Genomic DNA, 18,017 nt, shown 5'->3' on the forward strand with positions numbered 1-18,017 from the left:
GCAAGGCTTGCGGGCCTCTTCGCCGGCAAGCCGGCTCCTACGCCAGATGTCGGTCCTCCTGCTGCGCGAACAACGCTCCACCGCTCATCCGTCGATCACAGCCCCTCCAGCTCGGCCATCAGATCACTCAGCCGGTCGACCTTCTCCTCGCTGATCTCACTCCCGGCCAAACCGTCGATGTACGCGGCCAGCTCCTGCACCGTGCTGCATTCGAACATGGCCCGCAGCGGCACGTTGCGTTGCAGGGTCTTCTGTACCCGTGAAGCGATCTGGGTCGCCAGCAGAGAATGCCCGCCCAACTCGAAGAAGTTGTCGCGCACGCCCACCCGTTCGACCTTGAGCACCTCGGCCCAGATGTCCGCCAGGGTTTGCTCCAGTTCATTGCCCGGCGCTTGATAGTCCTGGCTCTGCAGCTGGCCGATCTCCAGGGCCGGAAGGGCCTTGCGATCGAGCTTGCCGTTGGCGTTGAGGGGCAGGCGCGCAAGCCACAGCCAGTGCAGCGGCACCATGTATTCCGGCAGTTCGGCGCGCAGCCGCGGCTTGATCCGCTCCAGGCATTCGCTCGGGCTCAGGTTCGTGTCACTGGCCACCAGGTACCCCACCAGATGCTTGCCGTTGACGCCCTCCTGCACGCCCACGGCGGCATCGCGCAGTTCCGGCTGTTCGTGCAGGCGCGCTTCGATTTCCCCCAGTTCGATGCGATAGCCACGGATCTTCACCTGATGGTCGATCCGGCCAACGTATTCCAGTACGCCGTCGCTGCGCCGGCGTGCCAGGTCGCCGGTGCGGTACAGGCGTTCGCCCGCAGCACCGAACGGATGGGGCACGAAGGCCAGCGCGGTACGCAACGGGTCGCTGACGTAGCCACGGCCAACACCGGTGCCAGCCACGCACAATTCACCCACCGCTCCCAGGGGCACCAGCTCCAGGGCTTCGTCCATCAGGTACAGCCGGTTGTTGTCGGTGGGCGTGCCGATGGGCAGGTAGGCGCCATGGGTCGAGGCCATATCGACACGGAAGAAGGCCACGTCATCGGAGCACTCCGCCGGGCCGTAGGCGTTGACCAGGCCGATCTGTGGATAACGCAGCAGCCACTGGTGCGCCAGCTCGGGCGGCATGGCCTCGCCGGTGGGCAGCATCCAGCGCAGGCCAGCGAGGGCGATGGCGTTCTGGGCGAGCATGCCCTGGATCAGCGACGGCACGCTCTCCAGCACCGTGATGCCCTGCTCCTGGACGTGAGCCAACAGGCCCTGGGGATCGTGGGCGATGGTGTTGGGCACGATGTCCACCCGGGCACCGAACAGCGGCGCGGCGAGGAACTGCCAGACCGAAATGTCGAAGCTCTGGGACGCGGTCTGGGCGATCACGTCGGCCTCACTCAGTTGCAGGTACGGCACCTTGCTCAGCTGGTTGTTGAGCATGCCGCGCTGCTCCACCATCACGCCCTTGGGCAGGCCGGTGGAACCGGAGGTGTAGATCACATAGGCCAGGTTGTCCGGCGCGCTGTAGCGGCCCGGGTTGTGCTCGGCATGCCCGGCGGCTTGCAGCTCTTCCCAGACCAGCAGCCGCGGACGCCCGGCACAGCCGAACTCGTCCAGCAGGGCCTGGGCCTGTTCGCGGCAGGCCGCGGTGCAGACCAGGATCGGCGTGCGGCTGAGCTCGATGATGCGGCTCAGGCGCTGGCTTGGCAGGCCCGGGTCCAGGGGCAGGTAGCCGGCCCCGGCCTTGAAGCTGCCGATGATCATGCCCAAGAGTTCCAGGCCGCGCTCGGCCAGCAGGGCCACCGGCTGATCAAAGCCCACGCCGTTGGCAACCAGGGCGTGGCCCAGGCGGTTGCTGCAGCGGTTCAACTCGGCATAGCTGTAGCGCTGGTCCAGGCAACTGGCGGCGATGCGTTGCGGATGGGCCGCCACCTGGGCCTCGAACAGTTCCACGTAGCTGCGCTCCAGCGGGTACTCATGCTCGCTCTGGTTGCAGCCGGCCAGCAGGAAGTCCTGCTCTTCTTCGCCCAGCAGCGGCAGTTCGGCCATGTCGCCATGGAAGCCCTGCATCAGGGCCAGCAGCAGGCGCTTGAACTCGCCGAGCATGCGCTCGATGGTCGCCTGCTCGAAGTAGCGCTGGTCGTAGGACAGGTGCAGGCCCAGGTCGTCCCCCGGGTAGCACACCGCGGTGATCGGGAAGTTGGTGTGGGTACGGCCGGAATCCGAACTGGCGTTCAGGCTCTGGGCACGGTCCAGCACCGAGACTTCCACCGGCGCGTTCTCGAACACGAACAGGCTGTCGAACAGCGGCTGGCCCTTGGGCAGTTCGCTGGTTTCCTGGATCGCCACCAGCGGCAGGTACTCGTATTCGCGCAGCTGCATGTTGCTGTCGAGCAAGGCGCTGAGCCACTGGCGCACACTGCAGCGCTCACCGTCCTGGGGCAGCTTGACCCGCAGGGCGATGCTGTTGATGAACAGGCCGACGGTGCGTTGCATCTCCGGCATTTCCACCGGGCGCCCGGCCACGGTAACGCCGAACAATACGTCGCGATCGCCGCTCATGCGCCGCAGCACCAGGGCCCAGGCCGCCTGGGCGAAAGTGTTGACGGTGAGCTGATGCTGCTGCGCCAGTTCGCGCAGTTGCGCACCGTCCCGGGCATCCAGGCGGGTGTAGCAGTCGCCGACGATCATGCCGCCGCTGTCGCCGGCGTGTTCGCGCAGGAACGGCCGGTCGCTGGGGATCGGCGTGGTGCGTTCAAAGCCCTCAAGGTTCTGCCGCCACCACTGCCGCGCCTCGGACAGGCTCTGGTGTTGCAGCCAGCCGATGTAGTCGCGGTAGCGCGGTGGCACCGCCAGCTGTGCCTCACGGCCTTCGCCCAGGGCGGTGTAGATCTCGAAGAAGTCGTTCATCAGCAGCGAGCGGCACCAGGCATCGATAAGGATGTGGTGGTTGCTCATCATGAACCAGTAGCGCGCGGCACCGACGCGGATCAGCCGCAGGTGGAACGGCGCCTGGTTGAGCAGATCGAAACCGGACTCGCGCTCCTGTTTGTGCAGGGCCTGCAGCTTGGGCTCCTGCTCGGCCTCGGGCACCGCGCTCCAGTCGAGGAACTCGATCGGGGTGCGGCCCGGCTTGTGGATAACCTGCAGCATGTCTTCACCGACGTTCCAGCAGAAAGACGCACGCAGCGCTTCGTGGCGCGCCACCACCGCCTGCCAGGCCTGGGCGAAACGCTCCGGGTCCAGTTCGCTGTTGATGCGGTAGCGGTCCTGCATGTAATACAGGCCGGTGCCCGGCTCCAGCAGGGTGTGCAACAGCATGCCTTCCTGCATCGGGGTCAGCGGGTAGACGTCTTCGATCTGCACAGCCGGCACCGGCAGGCCATCGAGCTGGGCCTGGGTCAGGCGCGCCAGGGGGAAGTCCGACGGCGTCAGGCCACCGGCATCGTCCTTCAGGCAATGGGCGATCAGGCTCTGCAGCTCGCCCAGGTAGGCGTCCGCCAGCTCGCCGATCAGCTCGGCGTCGAAACGTTCGCTGCTGTAGGTCCAGCGCAGCACCAGCTCGCCGCCATACACCTGGCTGTCGATGCTCAGTTCGTTGGGCAACGGTGCTTCCGGTGCATGGGCCGGGCCCACGGATTCATCCAGCGGACGCAGCAGTGCGTCGGCGCCGAAGCTCTGGTCGAACTGCCCCAGGTAGTTGAAGGTCACCGGCGCCAGCGGCAGCGCCGCCAAGGCCTCGCGGCAGGCGTCATCGGCCAGGTAGCGCAGCACGCCGTAGCCCAGGCCCTTGTGCGGCACGGCCCGCAGTTGTTCCTTGATGGCCTTGATCGAGGCGCCCTGCCCGGCCGCTTCCTCAACCTGCAACGGGGTCAGGCGCAGCGGATAGGCGCTGGTGAACCAGCCGACGGTGCGGGTCAGGTCGATCTCGTCGAACAGCGCCTCGCGGCCGTGGCCTTCCAGTTGCACCAGGGCCGAAGACTGCCCGCTCCAGCGGCACAGTACGCGGGCCAGGGCGGTCAGCAGCAGGTCGTTGACCTGGGTGCGGTAGGCCGCCGGGGCCTGTTGCAACAGCTGACGGGTGCGCTCGGCATCCAGGGTCACGCTGTGGCTGCGGGCCTGCTGATGCTGCTGGCTGCCAGCGGCATTCAAGCCCGGCAATTGCGCGGCGGGGCCGGCCAGTTGCTGCTGCCACCAGCCGAGTTCTTCACGCAGGGATTCGCTGCCGGCATAGGCTTGCAGGCGGCTCGACCAGTCCCTCAGGGCGCTGGTCTTGGCCGGCAGGTTCAGGCTCTGCCCGGCTTGCAGCTGACGATAGGCGTTCTGCAAATCTTCCAGCAGCACCCGCCAGGACACGCCATCCACCACCAGGTGGTGAATCGCCAGCAGCAGACGCTGCTCGCCTTCCGGCCCATCCACCAGCACCGCCCGCAACAGCGGCCCGTGTTCCAGGTCGAGGCTGCGCTGGGCATCGGCGAACAGTGCCTCGCAGGTGGCCATGGACGGCACCCGCACCTGCCACAACAGCGGTGCATCGGACAACGGCAGGTACTCGGCGCGCCACTGCCCGCCCACCTGGTTGAAGCGCAGGCGCAGGGCGTCGTGTTGCTCCAGCACCGCCAGCAGGGCTTGCTCCAGCAACTGGGCATCAAGGACACCCAGCGGCTCCAGCAGCAGCGCCTGGTTCCAGTGCTGCGGCTGGGGAATGCGGCTGTCGAAGAACCAGTGCTGGATCGGCGTCAAAGGCGCTTCGCCACTGAGCGGGCCCTGCTCGGCGCTGATGCGCTGAGTGTGGCTGGCGACCCGGGCCAGGGTCTGCACCGTCTGGTGCTGGAACAGGTCCCGCGGGGTGAAGTGCAGCCCCAGCTGGCGGGCGCGGCTGACCACCTGGATCGACAGGATCGAGTCGCCCCCCAGTTCGAAGAAGTTGTCGTTGAGGCCCACTTGCTGCACGTTCAGCACTTCGCCCCAGACCTTGGCCAGGGTCTGCTCCAGTTCGTTGCTCGGCGCCACGTACTGCTGGCGGTTGAGCTCCGGGTCCGGCAATGGCAGGGCCCGGCGGTCGAGCTTGCCGTTGGCGGTCAGCGGCATGCTGGCCAGGAGGATCAGGTGGGTCGGCACCATGTAGTCCGGCAACTGAGTTTTCAGCTGCTGCTTGAGGGCTTCACGCAGGTTGGCCTGCTGCACCTCGTTGTGCTCGGCCACCTCGGTCACCAGGTAACCGGCCAGTTGTTTGCCGGCGGGTGTGTCCAGGGCCAACACCACCGCTTCACGCACCGCCGGATGATCCAGCAGACGGGTTTCGATCTCCCCCAGTTCGATGCGGAAGCCGCGGATCTTCACCTGATGGTCCACCCGGCCGATGTATTCCACCTGGCCGTCGGCACACTGGCGCACCAGATCGCCGGTGCGATACAGGCGCCCGCCGTCGCTGGCGAACGGGTCGGCGACAAAGCGCTCGGCGCTCATCCCCGGGCGACGGTGATACCCCTGGGCCAGGCCGGCGCCGCCGACATACAGCTCACCGGTCGCGCCTTGCGGCACCAGCGCCAGATCGGCATCGAGAATGTAAGCCACCCGCGCCCCGACAATGCGGCCGATGGGCACGCTGGCCACGCCTTCGGCCAACTGCTGCGGCGCCAGGCTGGCCAGGGGCATGACCACGGTTTCGGTGGGGCCGTAGGCGTTGAAGAACAGGTTCGGCTGGAAGGCCGCACGGATGCGCTGCAGGTGTTCGCCGGTCAGGGCCTCGCCGCCGGTGATGCACATGCGCACCGGCAGGGTCTGCTGCTGGGTCGCCAGATGCTGGGCCAACTGGCTGCCGTAGCTGGGGGTGAAGCCGAGGATGCTGATGCGGTGCTGACGGATCAGTTGGCAGATCTCTTCGGCGTCCCACTGGCCCTGGGCCCGCAGCACCACCTGGGCGCCGCTGAGCAGCGGCACCAGCAAGCGCTCGGTGGCGGCGTCGAAGTTGATCGAATAGAAGTGCAGCTCGCAGTCGTCCGGGCGCATGCCGAAGCGGCGGATCACCGCCTGGCAGTGCATGGCGATTTCCCCGTGGGACACCACCACGCCCTTGGGCTGGCCGGTGGAACCGGAGGTGTAGATCAGGTACGCCTGATGCTGGGGCAGGCTGATGAAGGGCAACTCGCTGGCCGGGTAGTCGGCCAGCAGCGCACCGTCCTCTTCCAGGCACCAGCGGCCGACTCCGGCCGGCAGCTCGCCCAGGGCGGCGAACATCCGCGCATCGCTGAGGAGCAGGCCGATGCCGCTGTCTTCGATCATGTAGTGCAGGCGGTCCAGGGGGTATTCCGGGTCCAGGGGCACGTAGGCGCCGCCGGCCTTGAGGATCGCCAGCAGGCCGACGACCATTTCCAGGGAACGCTCCAGGGCCAGGCCGACTCGCACCTGCGGGCCCACGCCGCGCTCACGGAGCATCCAGGCCAGGCGGTTGGCGCGGCTGTCCAGCTCGCTGTAGCTCAGGGTCTGCCCGGCGAAGGTCAGGGCCGGGGCGTCCTTGCGGGCCAGGGCCTGTTCGCTGAACAGGTGGTGGATGCACTGGTCCAGGCGTTGCTCACCGGGCTCGACGCTCAAACTGTCCAGCAGCTGTTGCTGTTCCTCGGCCTGCAGCAGTGGCAACTCGCACAGGCGCCGTTGCGGGTCGTCGATCAGGGCCTGCAGCAGGTTGCGCCAATGGCCGGCCATGCGCGCAATGCGCGGCTCGTCGAACAGGTCGGTGCTGTAGGTCAGGCAGCAGCCCAGGCGCTGGTCCAGGTCGGTGACTTCCAGGTTGAGGTCGAACTTGGTGGCCCGGGCATCGTTGACCAGGTAGTCCACGGTCATGCCCGCCAGTTGCCGGCTTTGCTGGAATTCCCAGCGCTGGACGTTGCACATCACCTGGAACAGCGGGTTGTAGGCGGTGCTGCGCGGCGGTTGCAAGGCTTCCACCAGATGGTCGAACGGCAGGTCCTGGTGCGACTGGCCCTCGATCACGGTGTGGCGTACCTGCTCCAGCAACTGGCCGACGCTCATCTGCCCGTCGAGCTGGCAACGCAGCACCTGGGTGTTGAGGAAGGCGCCGATCAGCCCTTCGCTTTCCGGGCGGATGCGGTTGGCCACCGGCGCACCGATGCGCAGGTCGCTCTGGCCGCTGTAGCGGTACAGCAGCACCGACAGCGCGGCGGTCATGGTCATGAACAGGGTCAGGCCGTGCTCGGCATTGAAGGCCCGCACCCGGGCCGCCAGCTCGTCGCTCAAATCGAAGCGGTACAGCTCGCCCTGGTGGCTTTGCACCGCCGGTCGTGGCCGGTCGCTGGGCAGTTCCAGCAAGGGGTGTTCGCGGCCCAGTTGCCCGACCCAGTAGTCCAGCTGGCGCTGGCGCTCGCCGGATTCCAGCCACTGGCGCTGCCACACACTGTAGTCCAGGTACTGCACTGGCAAGGGTTCCAGGGGCGATTCGCGGTCGTCGAGGAAGGCTTCGTACAGCGCCCCCAGCTCGCGGGCGAAGATGTCCATGGCCCAGCCTTCGGTGACGATATGGTGCAGGGTCAGGACGAAGTAGTGCTCCTGCTCGCCGGCCTTGACCAGGCAGGCGCGCAGCAGCGGGCCGGTCTCCAGGTCGAAGGGCTGGTGCGCTTCGCTGTCCGCCAATTGTTGCAGGCGCTGCTGCCGCGCATCCGGGGCCAGGGCCGAGAAGTCCGTCCAGGCCATGCGCAGGCCGGTGTCGGCCTGCACCTGCTGATGGGCCACGCCGTTGACGCTGGGGAAGGTGGTGCGCAGGGTTTCGTGGCGCAGGATCAGCGCTTGCAGCGCGGCCTCGAAACGGCCCACGTCCAGCACCCCGGACAGCCGCGCCATTCCGCCGACGTTGTAGGCCGGGCTGTCGGGCTCCATCTGCCAGAGGAACCACATGCGCTGCTGGGAATAGGACAGCGGCACCGGCTGGCTGCGGTCGACCCGGGCAATCGGCGGCTGCTGGTTGCGCACGCCGGACGCCTGGATCAGCCGCACCTGTTCGGCAAAGTCCCCCAGCTCGCTGGCTTCGAACAGCGCCCGCAGTGGCAGCTCGACGTCGCAGGCCTGGCGGGTGCGGGAAATGATCTGGGTGGCCAACAGCGAATGCCCGCCCAGGGCGAAGAAATCGTCCTTGAGGCCGATGCGTGGCTGGCCCAGCACTTCGCGCCAGATAGCCGCGATCTGCTGTTCCAGTTCGGTGCTCGGTTCGACGTGCTCGCGCACCTGCCATTGCGGCTCCGGCAGGGCCCGGCGGTCGAGCTTGCCACTGGGGCTCAGGGGCATGGCGTCCAGACGCAGCAGTTGCGCCGGCACCATGTACTCCGGCAGTTCGGCGGCCAGGGCGGTTGTCAGCCGAGCGCGTTGCTCGGTTTCATCTTCGTCGCTGGCCTGGGCGGTGTAGTAGCCGATCAACTGCGGGCCGGCGACGGTGTCGCGCACCAGCACCGCGGCCTGGGCCACGCCGTCCTGGGCCAGCAGCCGCGCTTCGATTTCCTGCGGCTCGACCCGAAAACCCCGCAGCTTGACCTGCTGGTCGAGGCGACCGAGGTATTCCAGCACGCCGTCGGCGCACCAGCGCACCCGATCCCCGGTGCGGTACAGGCGCGCGCCCTCCTCACTCAATGGGTCGACCACAAAGCGTTCGGCGGTCAGCGCCGGGCGTCCCAGGTAACCCCGGGCCAAGCCCTGGCCGCTGATGCACAGCTCACCCGGAACTCCCGCCGGCAACGGATTGAGGTCCGCGTCAAGCACCCGGCACACCACGTTGCCCAGGGGCCGGCCAATGGGCGAACGCTCGCCGTCATCGACTGAACACTGCCAATGGGTGACGTTGATCGCGGTTTCGGTCGGGCCATAGCGGTTGTGCAGTTGGGCATTGGGCAACTGCTGCAACAGGCGATTGCGCAGCTCGGCCGGCAGGACTTCACCACCGGAGAACACCCGGCGCAGGCTGTGGCATTCGGCGCTCAGCGGCTCATCGACGAACAACTGCAACAGCGGCGGCACGAAGTGCAGCGTGGTGACGCCATACTCCTGCACCAGCTGGGCGATGCGATGGGGATCGCGGTGCTCGCCGGGAGCGGCGATCAGCAGCCGGCAACCGGTAATCAGTGGCCAGAAGCATTCCCACACCGACACGTCGAAGCTGATGGGGGCTTTTTGCATCAGCACATCGTCGGCCTGCAACTGGTAGCTGTCCTGCATCCATTGCAGGCGCTCCATCAGCGCGCGATGGGTATTGCCCACGCCCTTGGGCTGGCCCGTGGAACCGGAGGTGTAGATCACATAGGCCAGATGTTCGCCGTGCAGGTGCAGGCCCGGCGCGTGGCTCGGCCAGCTGTCGAGCTTGAGGCTGTCCATGGCGATGGCGCTGACACCCGGGGCCTGGGGCATCTGGCCCAGCAGATGGGTCTGGGTCAGCAGCAGGCCCACGCCGCTGTCTTGGAGCATGTAGGCCAGGCGTTCGGCGGGGTAGTCCGGGTCCAGGGGCACGTAGGCGCCACCGGCCTTGATGATTGCCAACAGGCCGATCAGCAGTTGCGGCGAACGTTCGGCGGCGATGGCCACGCACACGTCCGGCCCGACGCCCTTGTCCCGCAGGTAGTGGGCCAGGCGGTTGGCCTGGGCGTGCAGCTCGGCAAAGCCCAGTTGCCCGCCGTCCCAGACCAGCGCGGTGCGTTCCGGGCTCTGGCGCAGTTGTTCGTGCAGGCGCTCCGGCAGCCACTGCTCGGCCGGCGCGCAGGGGGCCACGCTCCATTGCTGCAGTTGTACCGCTTCGGCCTTGCCGAGCAACGGCAAGTCGCCCAGGGCGCTGTCCGGCTGCTGGCAGGCATGCTCCAGCAGGCTGATGAAATGCCCGGCCAGACGCTCGATGCTAGCCGCGTCGAACAGCTCGTCGGCGTAGTCGAAGGCCAGGCTCAGGCGGCCATTGCGGTCCTCTTCGCTGTGCAGTTGCAGGTCGAACTTGGCCTCGCGGCTGTGCCACGGCAGCTCTTCGGCCAGCAGCCCGGGCAGGCGGCGCAAGGCACTGAGGTCGCGCTGCTGGTGGTTGAACATGACCTGGAACAGGCCCTGCTCGCGGGCTTCGGGGAAGGCTTCGAGCAATTGTTCGAAAGGCAGATCCTGGTGGGCCTGGGCCTCCAGGGCGGTGCGGCGGGTCTGCTGCAGCAGGTCGGCGAAGGACTGGCGCGAATCCAATTGCCCGCGCAATACCTGGGTATTGATGAAAAAGCCCAGCAGGCCCTGGGTTTCCAGGCGCGGGCGGTTGGCGTTGGGCACCCCGATGCGGATATCGCTCTGCCCGCTGTAGCGGTGCAGCAGGGTCTGGAACGCCGCCAGCAACAGCATGAACGGCGTGGCCTGCCGAGCCTGGGCGGTCTGGCGCACGGCTTCACTGAGGCTCGCGCTCAGGCGCAGGTCATGGCGTGCGGCGCTGTGGCGGATCTGGGCCGAACGCGGGTGGTCGGTGGCGAGATTCAACACCGGGGCTTGGTCTGCCAGTTGCTGTTTCCAGTAGTCCAGCTGGCGCTGGCCTTCGCCCTGGGCCAGCCACTGGCGCTGCCAGCTGCCGTAGTCGGCGTATTGCAGGGCCAGGGGCGCCAACTCCAGGTGCTGGCCCTGGGCCGCGGCGGCATAGAGCCGCGAGAACTCGTCGATCAGCACATTCAGCGACCAGCCGTCGGCGATGATGTGGTGCAGGGTCAGCAGCAGTTGGTGTTCTTCGTCATCCAGGCGCACCAGGGTCGCCCAGTACAGCGGCCCCTTCTCCAGATCGAACTGGGTCCGGGCCTCGTCTTCGCGGATCTGCCGCGCCCGGGCTTCACGCTCGGCCGGTGGCAGGTCGCTGATATCGATCACCTGCAGGTTGAACTCACCGGTGGCATCCACCTGTTGCAGGGCCTGGCCGTCACGCTCGAAGAAGCGCGTGCGCAGCGCTTCGTGGCGCTGGATCAGTTGCTGGAAGCTGGCGCGCAGGGCCTCTTCGTCCAGCTCGCCGCGCAAGCGCAGGCCGCCGGGAATGTTGTACGCGCTGCTCTGCGGGTCCAGTTGCCAGGTAATCCACAGGCGGTTCTGCGCCAGGGATTGGGGCAACGGCTGCTGGCGCGACAGGGCATTGATACTGCCCTGGGCCACGCCGCCGTCCTGCTGCTGGCGCGCCACGGCAGCACTGAAGGCACCCAGGGTCGGAGCCTCGAACAGCAGGCGCAAGCCCAGTTCCAGCCCCAGCTCTTCACGCAGGCGGGCGATTACCTGGGTAGCGGCAATCGAGTTGCCCCCCTGGAGGAAGAAGTGATCGTCGGCGGCCACCGAAGCGCATTGCAGTTGCTCCTGCCAGATGCGCCCGATCAGGGTTTGCAGCGCGTCACCGGCGCTGTCTGCGGCGTCAGCCGTTGCGCTGCCGGCCTGCGGGAACAGCGCGTAGTAATCCAGGCTGCCATCGGCCAGCCGGGTGCGGCAGGCGGAACGCTGCAACTTGCCGCTGGAGGTTTTCGGCAGGGCCCCGGGGTTGAGCAGCAGCACCACGCTTGGCGCTTCCTGGCAGGCTTCGGCCACCGCCTGGCGGATGGCCTTGATCAGCGCCTCGGGGGGCAGGATCTTCTGCACGCTGCGGCTGATTTCCGCGGCGATGCCGATGCCTTCCTGGCCCTGTTCGGTGACCGCAAACGCCGCCACCCGGCCCTTGCGCACCACTTCCACCTCGCGCTCGATGGTCTTTTCGATGTCCTGGGGGTAGAGGTTGTGCCCACGCACGATCAGCAGGTCCTTCAGGCGCCCGGTGATGAACAGCTCGCCCTCGCGGATAAAGCCCAGGTCACCGGTGCGCAACCAGGTACGACCGGCATGCTGGACGAAGGTCTTGGCGGTGGCTTCAGGATTGCGCCAGTAGCCATGGGCAATGCTCGGCCCGGCGGCCCAGACTTCGCCAATACGGTTGTCAGGCAATTCGCCCAATTGCTGCGGATCCATCACCAGCACGGCGTGTTCCGGCTGGCTGAAGCCGCAGCTCATCATTGCGCTGCCCTGCCCCGGCTCGGCGCGGTTCTGCGCCAGGGCCTGGTCGTCCAGGTGCAGGGCCGGGATGCCCTGGCCGCGCACGCCACCGGCCACGAACAGGGTGGCTTCGGCCAGGCCGTAGGAGGCGAGGAAGTTTTCATGGCCAAAACCGCAGGCGCTGAACTTCTCGGCGAAACGCTCCAGGGTGTCCAGGCGGATCGGCTCGGACCCCGAATAGGCCACGCGCCAGCCGCTGAGGTCGAGGCGCTCCAGGGCCGACTCGCTGACCCGTTCGCTGCACAGGCGGTAGGCGAAATCCGGGCCGCCGCTGATGGTGCCACCGTATTCGCTGATCGCTTCCAGCCAACGCACGGGCCGCGCCAGGAAGTAGGCCGGTGACATCAGCACACAGGGCACACCGCTGAAAATCGGTTGCAGCAGGCCGCCGATCAGGCCCATGTCGTGGTACAGCGGCAGCCAGCTGACGATCACGTCATCCGGGTTGAGGTCGATACCGAAGCCGCGACGGATCAGCAGTTCGTTGGCCACCAGGTTGCCATGGCTGACCTGCACGCCCTTGGGCAGCGCGGTGGAACCCGAGGTGTATTGCAAGAAGGCAATGTCGTCGCCCTGCAGCGCCACGGCCTGCCAGTCTTCGGCCAGCCCGGCTTGCAGGGTGTCCACACACAGCAGTTGCGGCGCGCCCGCGGCCTTGAGTTCGTCCATCTGCAACAGTGAATCCCGCAGCCCGGCGCTGGTCAGCAGCAGCCGTGGCTCGGCGTCGGCCATGATGGAAATCAGGCGCTCCTGGTGATGACGACGGGTGGACTCCGGCGGATAGGCCGGCACCGCGATCACCCCGGCGTACAGGCAACCGAAGAACGCCGCGACGTAGTCCGGGCCGCTGGGAAACAGCAATACCGCGCGATCGCCGAATTCGGCGTTGGCTTGCAGAGCCGCAGCAATGGTGCGCGCACGAAGGTCCAGGTCCCGGTAACTGAGGACAACGCTCTGATCCTGCTCTTCGGCGAGAAAGCGCAACGCCACTTGATCAGGTGCCAGGACTGCCCGGCGTTGAAGGGCTTGGGCCAGGGTGCTGGGGAGTTCGAACGCGTCCGTCATGGGGTTTCCTGCCAGGATTGTGCTTGCAATGGAGAGCGGGCCCTGCTCTCCCATAACTTTAATAACTATCTATAAATCAAATAGTTATATGAAAGTCGTGGGCATCCGGAGGGCGCCGTGGCCGGGTCTGCTACCCGGAATCTTTCTCCAATGAGAACGGATGACGTCTTGAAATAATTAGTCCGCATCCTGCCCTTCAAGGCCTGATCCAGCCCACTGACAAGCAGCCGTTCGCAATCTGCGCTGACGGAGAGCATTAGTTCTTTTTCTCAATTGACAATCATTATCATTCATCCTAATTTGTCGCTCGATGTGTAGGACGGGTCAGATTTTTCTGACGTCCCACTAACTTCTTTGCAACAAGGTGATTTCCATGACGGAACAAGTATCCACAAGCAGGTGCGATTCACCGTTACTCCAGGCTTTTGTCGACAACCGTCTGATCCTGGTGAAGATTGCAGCCCGCATTACCGGCTGCCGATCCCGGGCTGAAGACGTGGTTCAAGATGCGTTTTTCCGCCTGCAGTCGGCGCCGCAGATCACCTCCTCGTTCAAAGCCCAGCTCAGTTACCTGTTCCAGATCGTGCGCAACCTGGCCATCGACCACTACCGCAAGCAGGCGCTGGAGCAGAAGTACTCGGGTACTGAAGAGGAAGGCTTGAATGTGGTTATTCATGGCGCTTCACCTGAAACCTCCCACATGAACTTTTCCACCCTGGAAAACATCGCCGAAGCCCTGACCGAGCTGCCCAGCCGCACGCGCTACGCCTTCGAGATGTACCGCCTGCATGGCGTCCCGCAAAAGGACATCGCCAAGGAGCTGGGGGTATCGCCGACCCTGGTCAACTTCATGATTCGCGATGCCCTGGTGCATTGCCGCAAAGTTTCGGGCAACCGCCCCGATACCTTCGCCCGTCGCTGACTGGCGCCCTGCATGACCCGGCTTGATGGGTGCCTACACCTCAAGCAGGCCACTGCGGCCAAGCACCAGTAACGCTGCACGTTTATGCAACAGATCGAACTCCTGCTGGCAGAACCGACAACGGTCATGCGCAGCACAGGGCGGCGCGTGGGCGCCTGGCGCCGGCCGCTGCGCACCTGGCGGGTCCAGATACAGGGCATGTACCTGGGCCGACAGCCAGAAAGCCAGCCGATCCTGGCGCGCCGCCTCGGCTGCCTGGGCATCCACCGGCACGGGCGCCTGCCCCCGGCCCCGCAGAGACTCGAACAGCCTCTGGCGGGCGATGACCTCATCGATTCCCGTGAGCTGGCCGGTGGGCAGGGCTGCGACATTCAGCGGATCAACAGGGGACATGGCAGCGCTCACCGTCGGTTGGGCATTCAACCAAGTGACGTGGGCCGCCGCCGAAAATTTAGCCCGTCGCGGGCCGGGCTGGTTGCTGCGTGATGTCAGGCGTGGGGCACGCTCATCACCACAATGCGGTAGGGATCGAAGATCTTGTGCATCTGGCCGTTGTCCCGCAGTTTTTGCAGGAGCCCGGAAAAGTCTTCGGCCGTGATCGGCGCCTTGGGCCGGATCAAGGCGTAATGGTGGTAGACCTGATCGATGCGTTCTGACACCAGCAACTGATCGGTGCTTTCGGCATTGCGCGCCAGGAAGTCGCTGAGGTAGGAGCGGGTCACCAGGGCGATGTCCGCCCTGCCCCGCAGGACCATCAGCAAGTTGCTGTCGTGGGAATAGGTCAGGGTGGCGTTGTAGGTGTCGGCCAGGAACTTGGGGTCGGCGTTGAACTGGGCGAAGGCGTAGTGATAACCGCTGAACAGGGCCAGGCGCTTGCCCTTCAGGTTGGCGAAATAGTCCTGCTGGCGCCCTCCCTGACGCTGGGCGACGAAAATTTCCGCGTCTTCCAGGCCCATGTCGACACTGGTGTGGGCAATGTTCTGCCAGCCCCAGGCCGGGTTCTCGAAGATCGCCAGGTCCACCCGGCCCTGCTCGAAATCGCGAAACCGCCGGGGAATCGAGGTGGGCACCAGGACGAACTCATAGTCGCTCTGGGACTGGTTGAGGGCTTCCACCAGTTGCGGCAGCAAACCGGTGTCGGCACCCGTTTCAGGACGGACGGTATAAGGCGGGAAATGCGCCGCCGCGACCCGCACCAGCTGCGCCGAGGAGGCCGGACAGACCCAAAGTGTTGCCAGCGCCAGCAAGAGCATTCGCAAGGCTGACCGCAGCGGCAAGGACATCAAGGCAACACACCTCAAGGAAATGAAAATGAATGAGCTAAAGCTAGGCGTTTTCAGCCACTTCGACAATGTTGCCACGCACAATTAGCCAGCCGCTCAATGATCCTTGAGCACCAGCAGCAGGGCCTCCTGGGCCAGCTGTTCCAGAGTCATGCTGCCCTCGGCACGGAACCAGGTGGTGGTCCAGGACAGGGCGCCGGTGAGAAAGCGCCGGGTAATGAACACATCGCCCTTGATGAACCCCGCCTCCTTGGCCTCCCCCAGCACCTGCAGCCAGATCTGTTCGTAGATGTCGCGCAGCGCCAGGACGGCTGCCTGGCCTTCCGGGGACAGTGAGCGCCACTCGTACACCAGCACCGCCATGGCTTCGCCGCTGCCGCCCATGATCGATTGCAGTTCACAGCGGATCAGCGCCAGCACCCGTTCACGCACGCTGCCGGCCTCGGCCAGTTCGGCGCGCATCAAGGCGGTGTTGTAGTGGATGGTTTCCTGCATCACCGCCCGCAGGATGTCGTCCTTGCTCTTGAAGTGATGAAAGATGCTGCCCGACTGGATGCCCACCGCGCTGGCCAGGTCACGCACGGTGGTGCGCTCGTAACCCTTGTTGCGAAACAGGTGCGCCGCGGTTTGCAGCAGCTTGCCCCGGGCGCTCTCGGGGTCGGTCACCTGGCCACTGGCGATCAGCTCGCGTACTACCTGCAGGGCTTTTTGCTCGTCCACCGGTGTTCTCCTACCTTCACGTCATCAATAGCTCAGCGTAACCCGGCAAATCCGGGCGCGGCGCGCGCAATTTAAGCCTCTGCCGGTTACCAAGCAAGCGCTTGGCCAGAAGAATAGGCCAACGTATTTACAAACCAAGCGCTTGCTTGGTAGCCTCCTCGCAGTTCTTCATTCGAGAGCCCTGTCATGACCAAGACCGTAAGAATCGGCTGCGCCAGTGCCTTCTGGGGCGACACCAGCAGCGCCGCAGCGCAGTTGGTGCAAGGCGGCCGCCTGGACTACCTGGTGTTCGACTATCTGGCAGAGATCACCCTGTCGATCATGGCCGGGGCGCGCATGAAGGACCCGACGGCGGGCTACGCCACGGATTTCGTCGAGGTGCTCAAACCCTTGCTGGGCTCGATCCGCGAACAGGGCATCCGGGTCATCAGCAACGCCGGCGGGGTCAACCCGCAAGCCTGTGCCAGTGCCTTGCAGGCCGCCTGCGAGCAGGCCGGGGTGGCGCTGAAGATCGCCGTGCTGCTGGGGGACGACCTGCAACCGCAGTTCAAGCAGTTGAGCGACGCCGCCATTGTGGAGATGTTCAGCGGCGCGCCCCTGCCGCCAATGTGCGTCTCCACCAATGCCTACCTCGGTGCCCCCGGCATCGTCGAAGCGCTGCGCCTGGGGGCGGATATCGTGATCACCGGCCGCGGCGTCGACAGCGCGGTGGTCAGCGCCGCCCTGGTCCACGAGTTCAACTGGTCCTGGCAGGATTACGACCGCCTGGCCCAGGCCGCCCTGGCCGGGCATATCATCGAATGTGGCGCCCAGTGCACCGGCGGCAACTTCACCGACTGGCGCCAGGTGCCGGACTACGAACATATCGGCTTTCCCATCGTCGAGGTCGGCGCTGACGGCCAGTTTGTGGTCGGCAAGGCGCCCGGTACCGGAGGGCTGGTGAGCCCGCTGACGGTAGGCGAACAACTGCTGTACGAAATTGGCAACCCCAGGGCTTATCTGCTTCCAGATGTGGTGTGCGATTTCTCTCAGGTGGAACTGCGGCAACAGGGCCCGGAAAGGGTTCATGTACAGGGTGCCAGGGGCCTGCCCCCCAGCCACCAGTACAAGGTCAGCGCCACCTACCCGGACGGCTTCCGCTGCACCGCCAGTTGCCTGATGGCCGGGATCGACGCGGTCGCCAAGGCGCAACGGGTCAGCCAGGCGATCATCGACAAGACCAGCGAGATGTTCGCCCAGCGCGGCTGGGGGCCCTACAGCGAAGTCAACATCGAGCTGCTGGGCAGCGAGGCCACCTACGGCCCCCACGGCCAGCGCCAGGACAGCCGCGAGGTGGTGATCAAGCTGGCGGTGCGCCACCCGAACAAGGCGGCGCTGGTGCTGTTCTCCCGGGAAATCGCCCAGGCCGCCACCGGCATGGCCCCGGGGCTCACCGGCATCGTCGGTGGCCGGCCGACGGTGTACCCGGTGATCCGCCTGTTCTCCTTCCTGCTGGACAAGGACGCCTGCCGGCTGGAGATCGACCTTGCCGGCCAGCGTCACCCTTGCGCCCTGCCGCACACCGATCGCCTGGACCCGGCAGCCCTGCCCGCCCCCCATTCCCTGCCCGCCCCCCGCGGCCGCGCCGATGCCAGCGTGGCGCTGGTGAAGCTGGCGGTGGCACGCTCCGGCGACAAGGGCAACCACAGCAATATCGGGGTCATGGCGCGCCACCCCGACTACTTGCCGTGGATTGCCGAAGCCCTGACTCCCGAGGTGCTGGTGGACTGGATGGGCCATGTGCTGGACCCGGTGCATGGCCGGGTCCAGCGCTGGTACCTGCCGGGCACCCATAGCCTCAACTTCCTGCTGGAGAACGCCCTGGGCGGCGGCGGCGTCGCCAGCCTGCGCATCGACCCGCAAGGCAAGGCCTTCGCCCAGCAGTTGCTGGAAATCCAGATCCCGGTGCCGCAGAGCATCGCCGACGCCGTCAATTAAAGG

6 protein-coding genes are annotated in these 18,017 nt (G+C 66.1%); 2 read left to right on the forward strand and 4 right to left on the reverse strand.

Annotation, left to right across the window (positions count from 1 at the left end; all coding sequences use genetic code 11):
• Positions 1-95: 95 nt before the first annotated feature.
• The gene (locus tag KCG88_RS07400) at positions 96-13,112 is read right to left on the reverse strand and encodes a non-ribosomal peptide synthetase (RefSeq protein WP_210712165.1); all 13,017 of its coding nucleotides are present in this window, start codon (positions 13,110-13,112) and stop codon (positions 96-98) included.
• Positions 13,113-13,485: 373 nt separating this feature from the next.
• Between KCG88_RS07400 and KCG88_RS07405 the strand changes: the two genes are divergently transcribed.
• Entirely contained in the window at positions 13,486-14,034 is a 549-nt protein-coding gene (locus tag KCG88_RS07405; protein ID WP_011062465.1) for an RNA polymerase factor sigma-70, read from the forward strand.
• A 33-nt stretch (positions 14,035-14,067) separates the two neighbouring features.
• On the opposite strand, the gene KCG88_RS07410 is transcribed toward KCG88_RS07405, so the two are convergent.
• The 3 genes from KCG88_RS07410 to KCG88_RS07420 form a co-directional block, all read right to left on the reverse strand.
• Positions 14,068-14,427, reverse strand: coding sequence for a hypothetical protein (locus KCG88_RS07410; RefSeq protein WP_047288129.1), 360 nt, complete (start codon positions 14,425-14,427; stop codon positions 14,068-14,070).
• A gap of 95 nt (positions 14,428-14,522) precedes the next feature.
• Positions 14,523-15,317 (reverse strand): transporter substrate-binding domain-containing protein, encoded by a 795-nt coding sequence (locus KCG88_RS07415; protein WP_047288130.1) that lies wholly within the window; start codon positions 15,315-15,317, stop codon positions 14,523-14,525.
• 96 nt (positions 15,318-15,413) lie between these two features.
• Complete coding sequence (locus KCG88_RS07420) at positions 15,414-16,037, reverse strand: TetR/AcrR family transcriptional regulator (RefSeq protein ID WP_015636493.1); 624 nt, start codon at positions 16,035-16,037, stop codon at positions 15,414-15,416.
• Positions 16,038-16,223: 186 nt separating this feature from the next.
• Here KCG88_RS07420 and KCG88_RS07425 point away from each other — a divergent pair, with 186 nt between their 5' ends.
• Positions 16,224-18,014 (forward strand): acyclic terpene utilization AtuA family protein, encoded by a 1,791-nt coding sequence (locus KCG88_RS07425; protein ID WP_210712166.1) that lies wholly within the window; start codon positions 16,224-16,226, stop codon positions 18,012-18,014.
• Positions 18,015-18,017: the final 3 nt, after the last annotated feature.

This window comes from Pseudomonas sp. MWU349 (assembly GCF_017947325.1).
Taxonomy (GTDB): domain Bacteria; phylum Pseudomonadota; class Gammaproteobacteria; order Pseudomonadales; family Pseudomonadaceae; genus Aquipseudomonas; species Aquipseudomonas protegens.

Excerpts from the sequence above, each read along its gene's own strand:
- KCG88_RS07400 (WP_210712165.1), bottom strand. The coding sequence starts at position 13,112 with ATGACGGACGCGTTCGAACTCCCCAGCACCCTGGCCCAAGCCCTTCAA.
- KCG88_RS07405 (WP_011062465.1), top strand. The coding sequence starts at position 13,486 with ATGACGGAACAAGTATCCACAAGCAGGTGCGATTCACCGTTACTCCAG.
- KCG88_RS07410 (WP_047288129.1), bottom strand. The coding sequence starts at position 14,427 with ATGTCCCCTGTTGATCCGCTGAATGTCGCAGCCCTGCCCACCGGCCAG.
- KCG88_RS07415 (WP_047288130.1), bottom strand. The coding sequence starts at position 15,317 with ATGTCCTTGCCGCTGCGGTCAGCCTTGCGAATGCTCTTGCTGGCGCTG.
- KCG88_RS07425 (WP_210712166.1), top strand. The coding sequence starts at position 16,224 with ATGACCAAGACCGTAAGAATCGGCTGCGCCAGTGCCTTCTGGGGCGAC.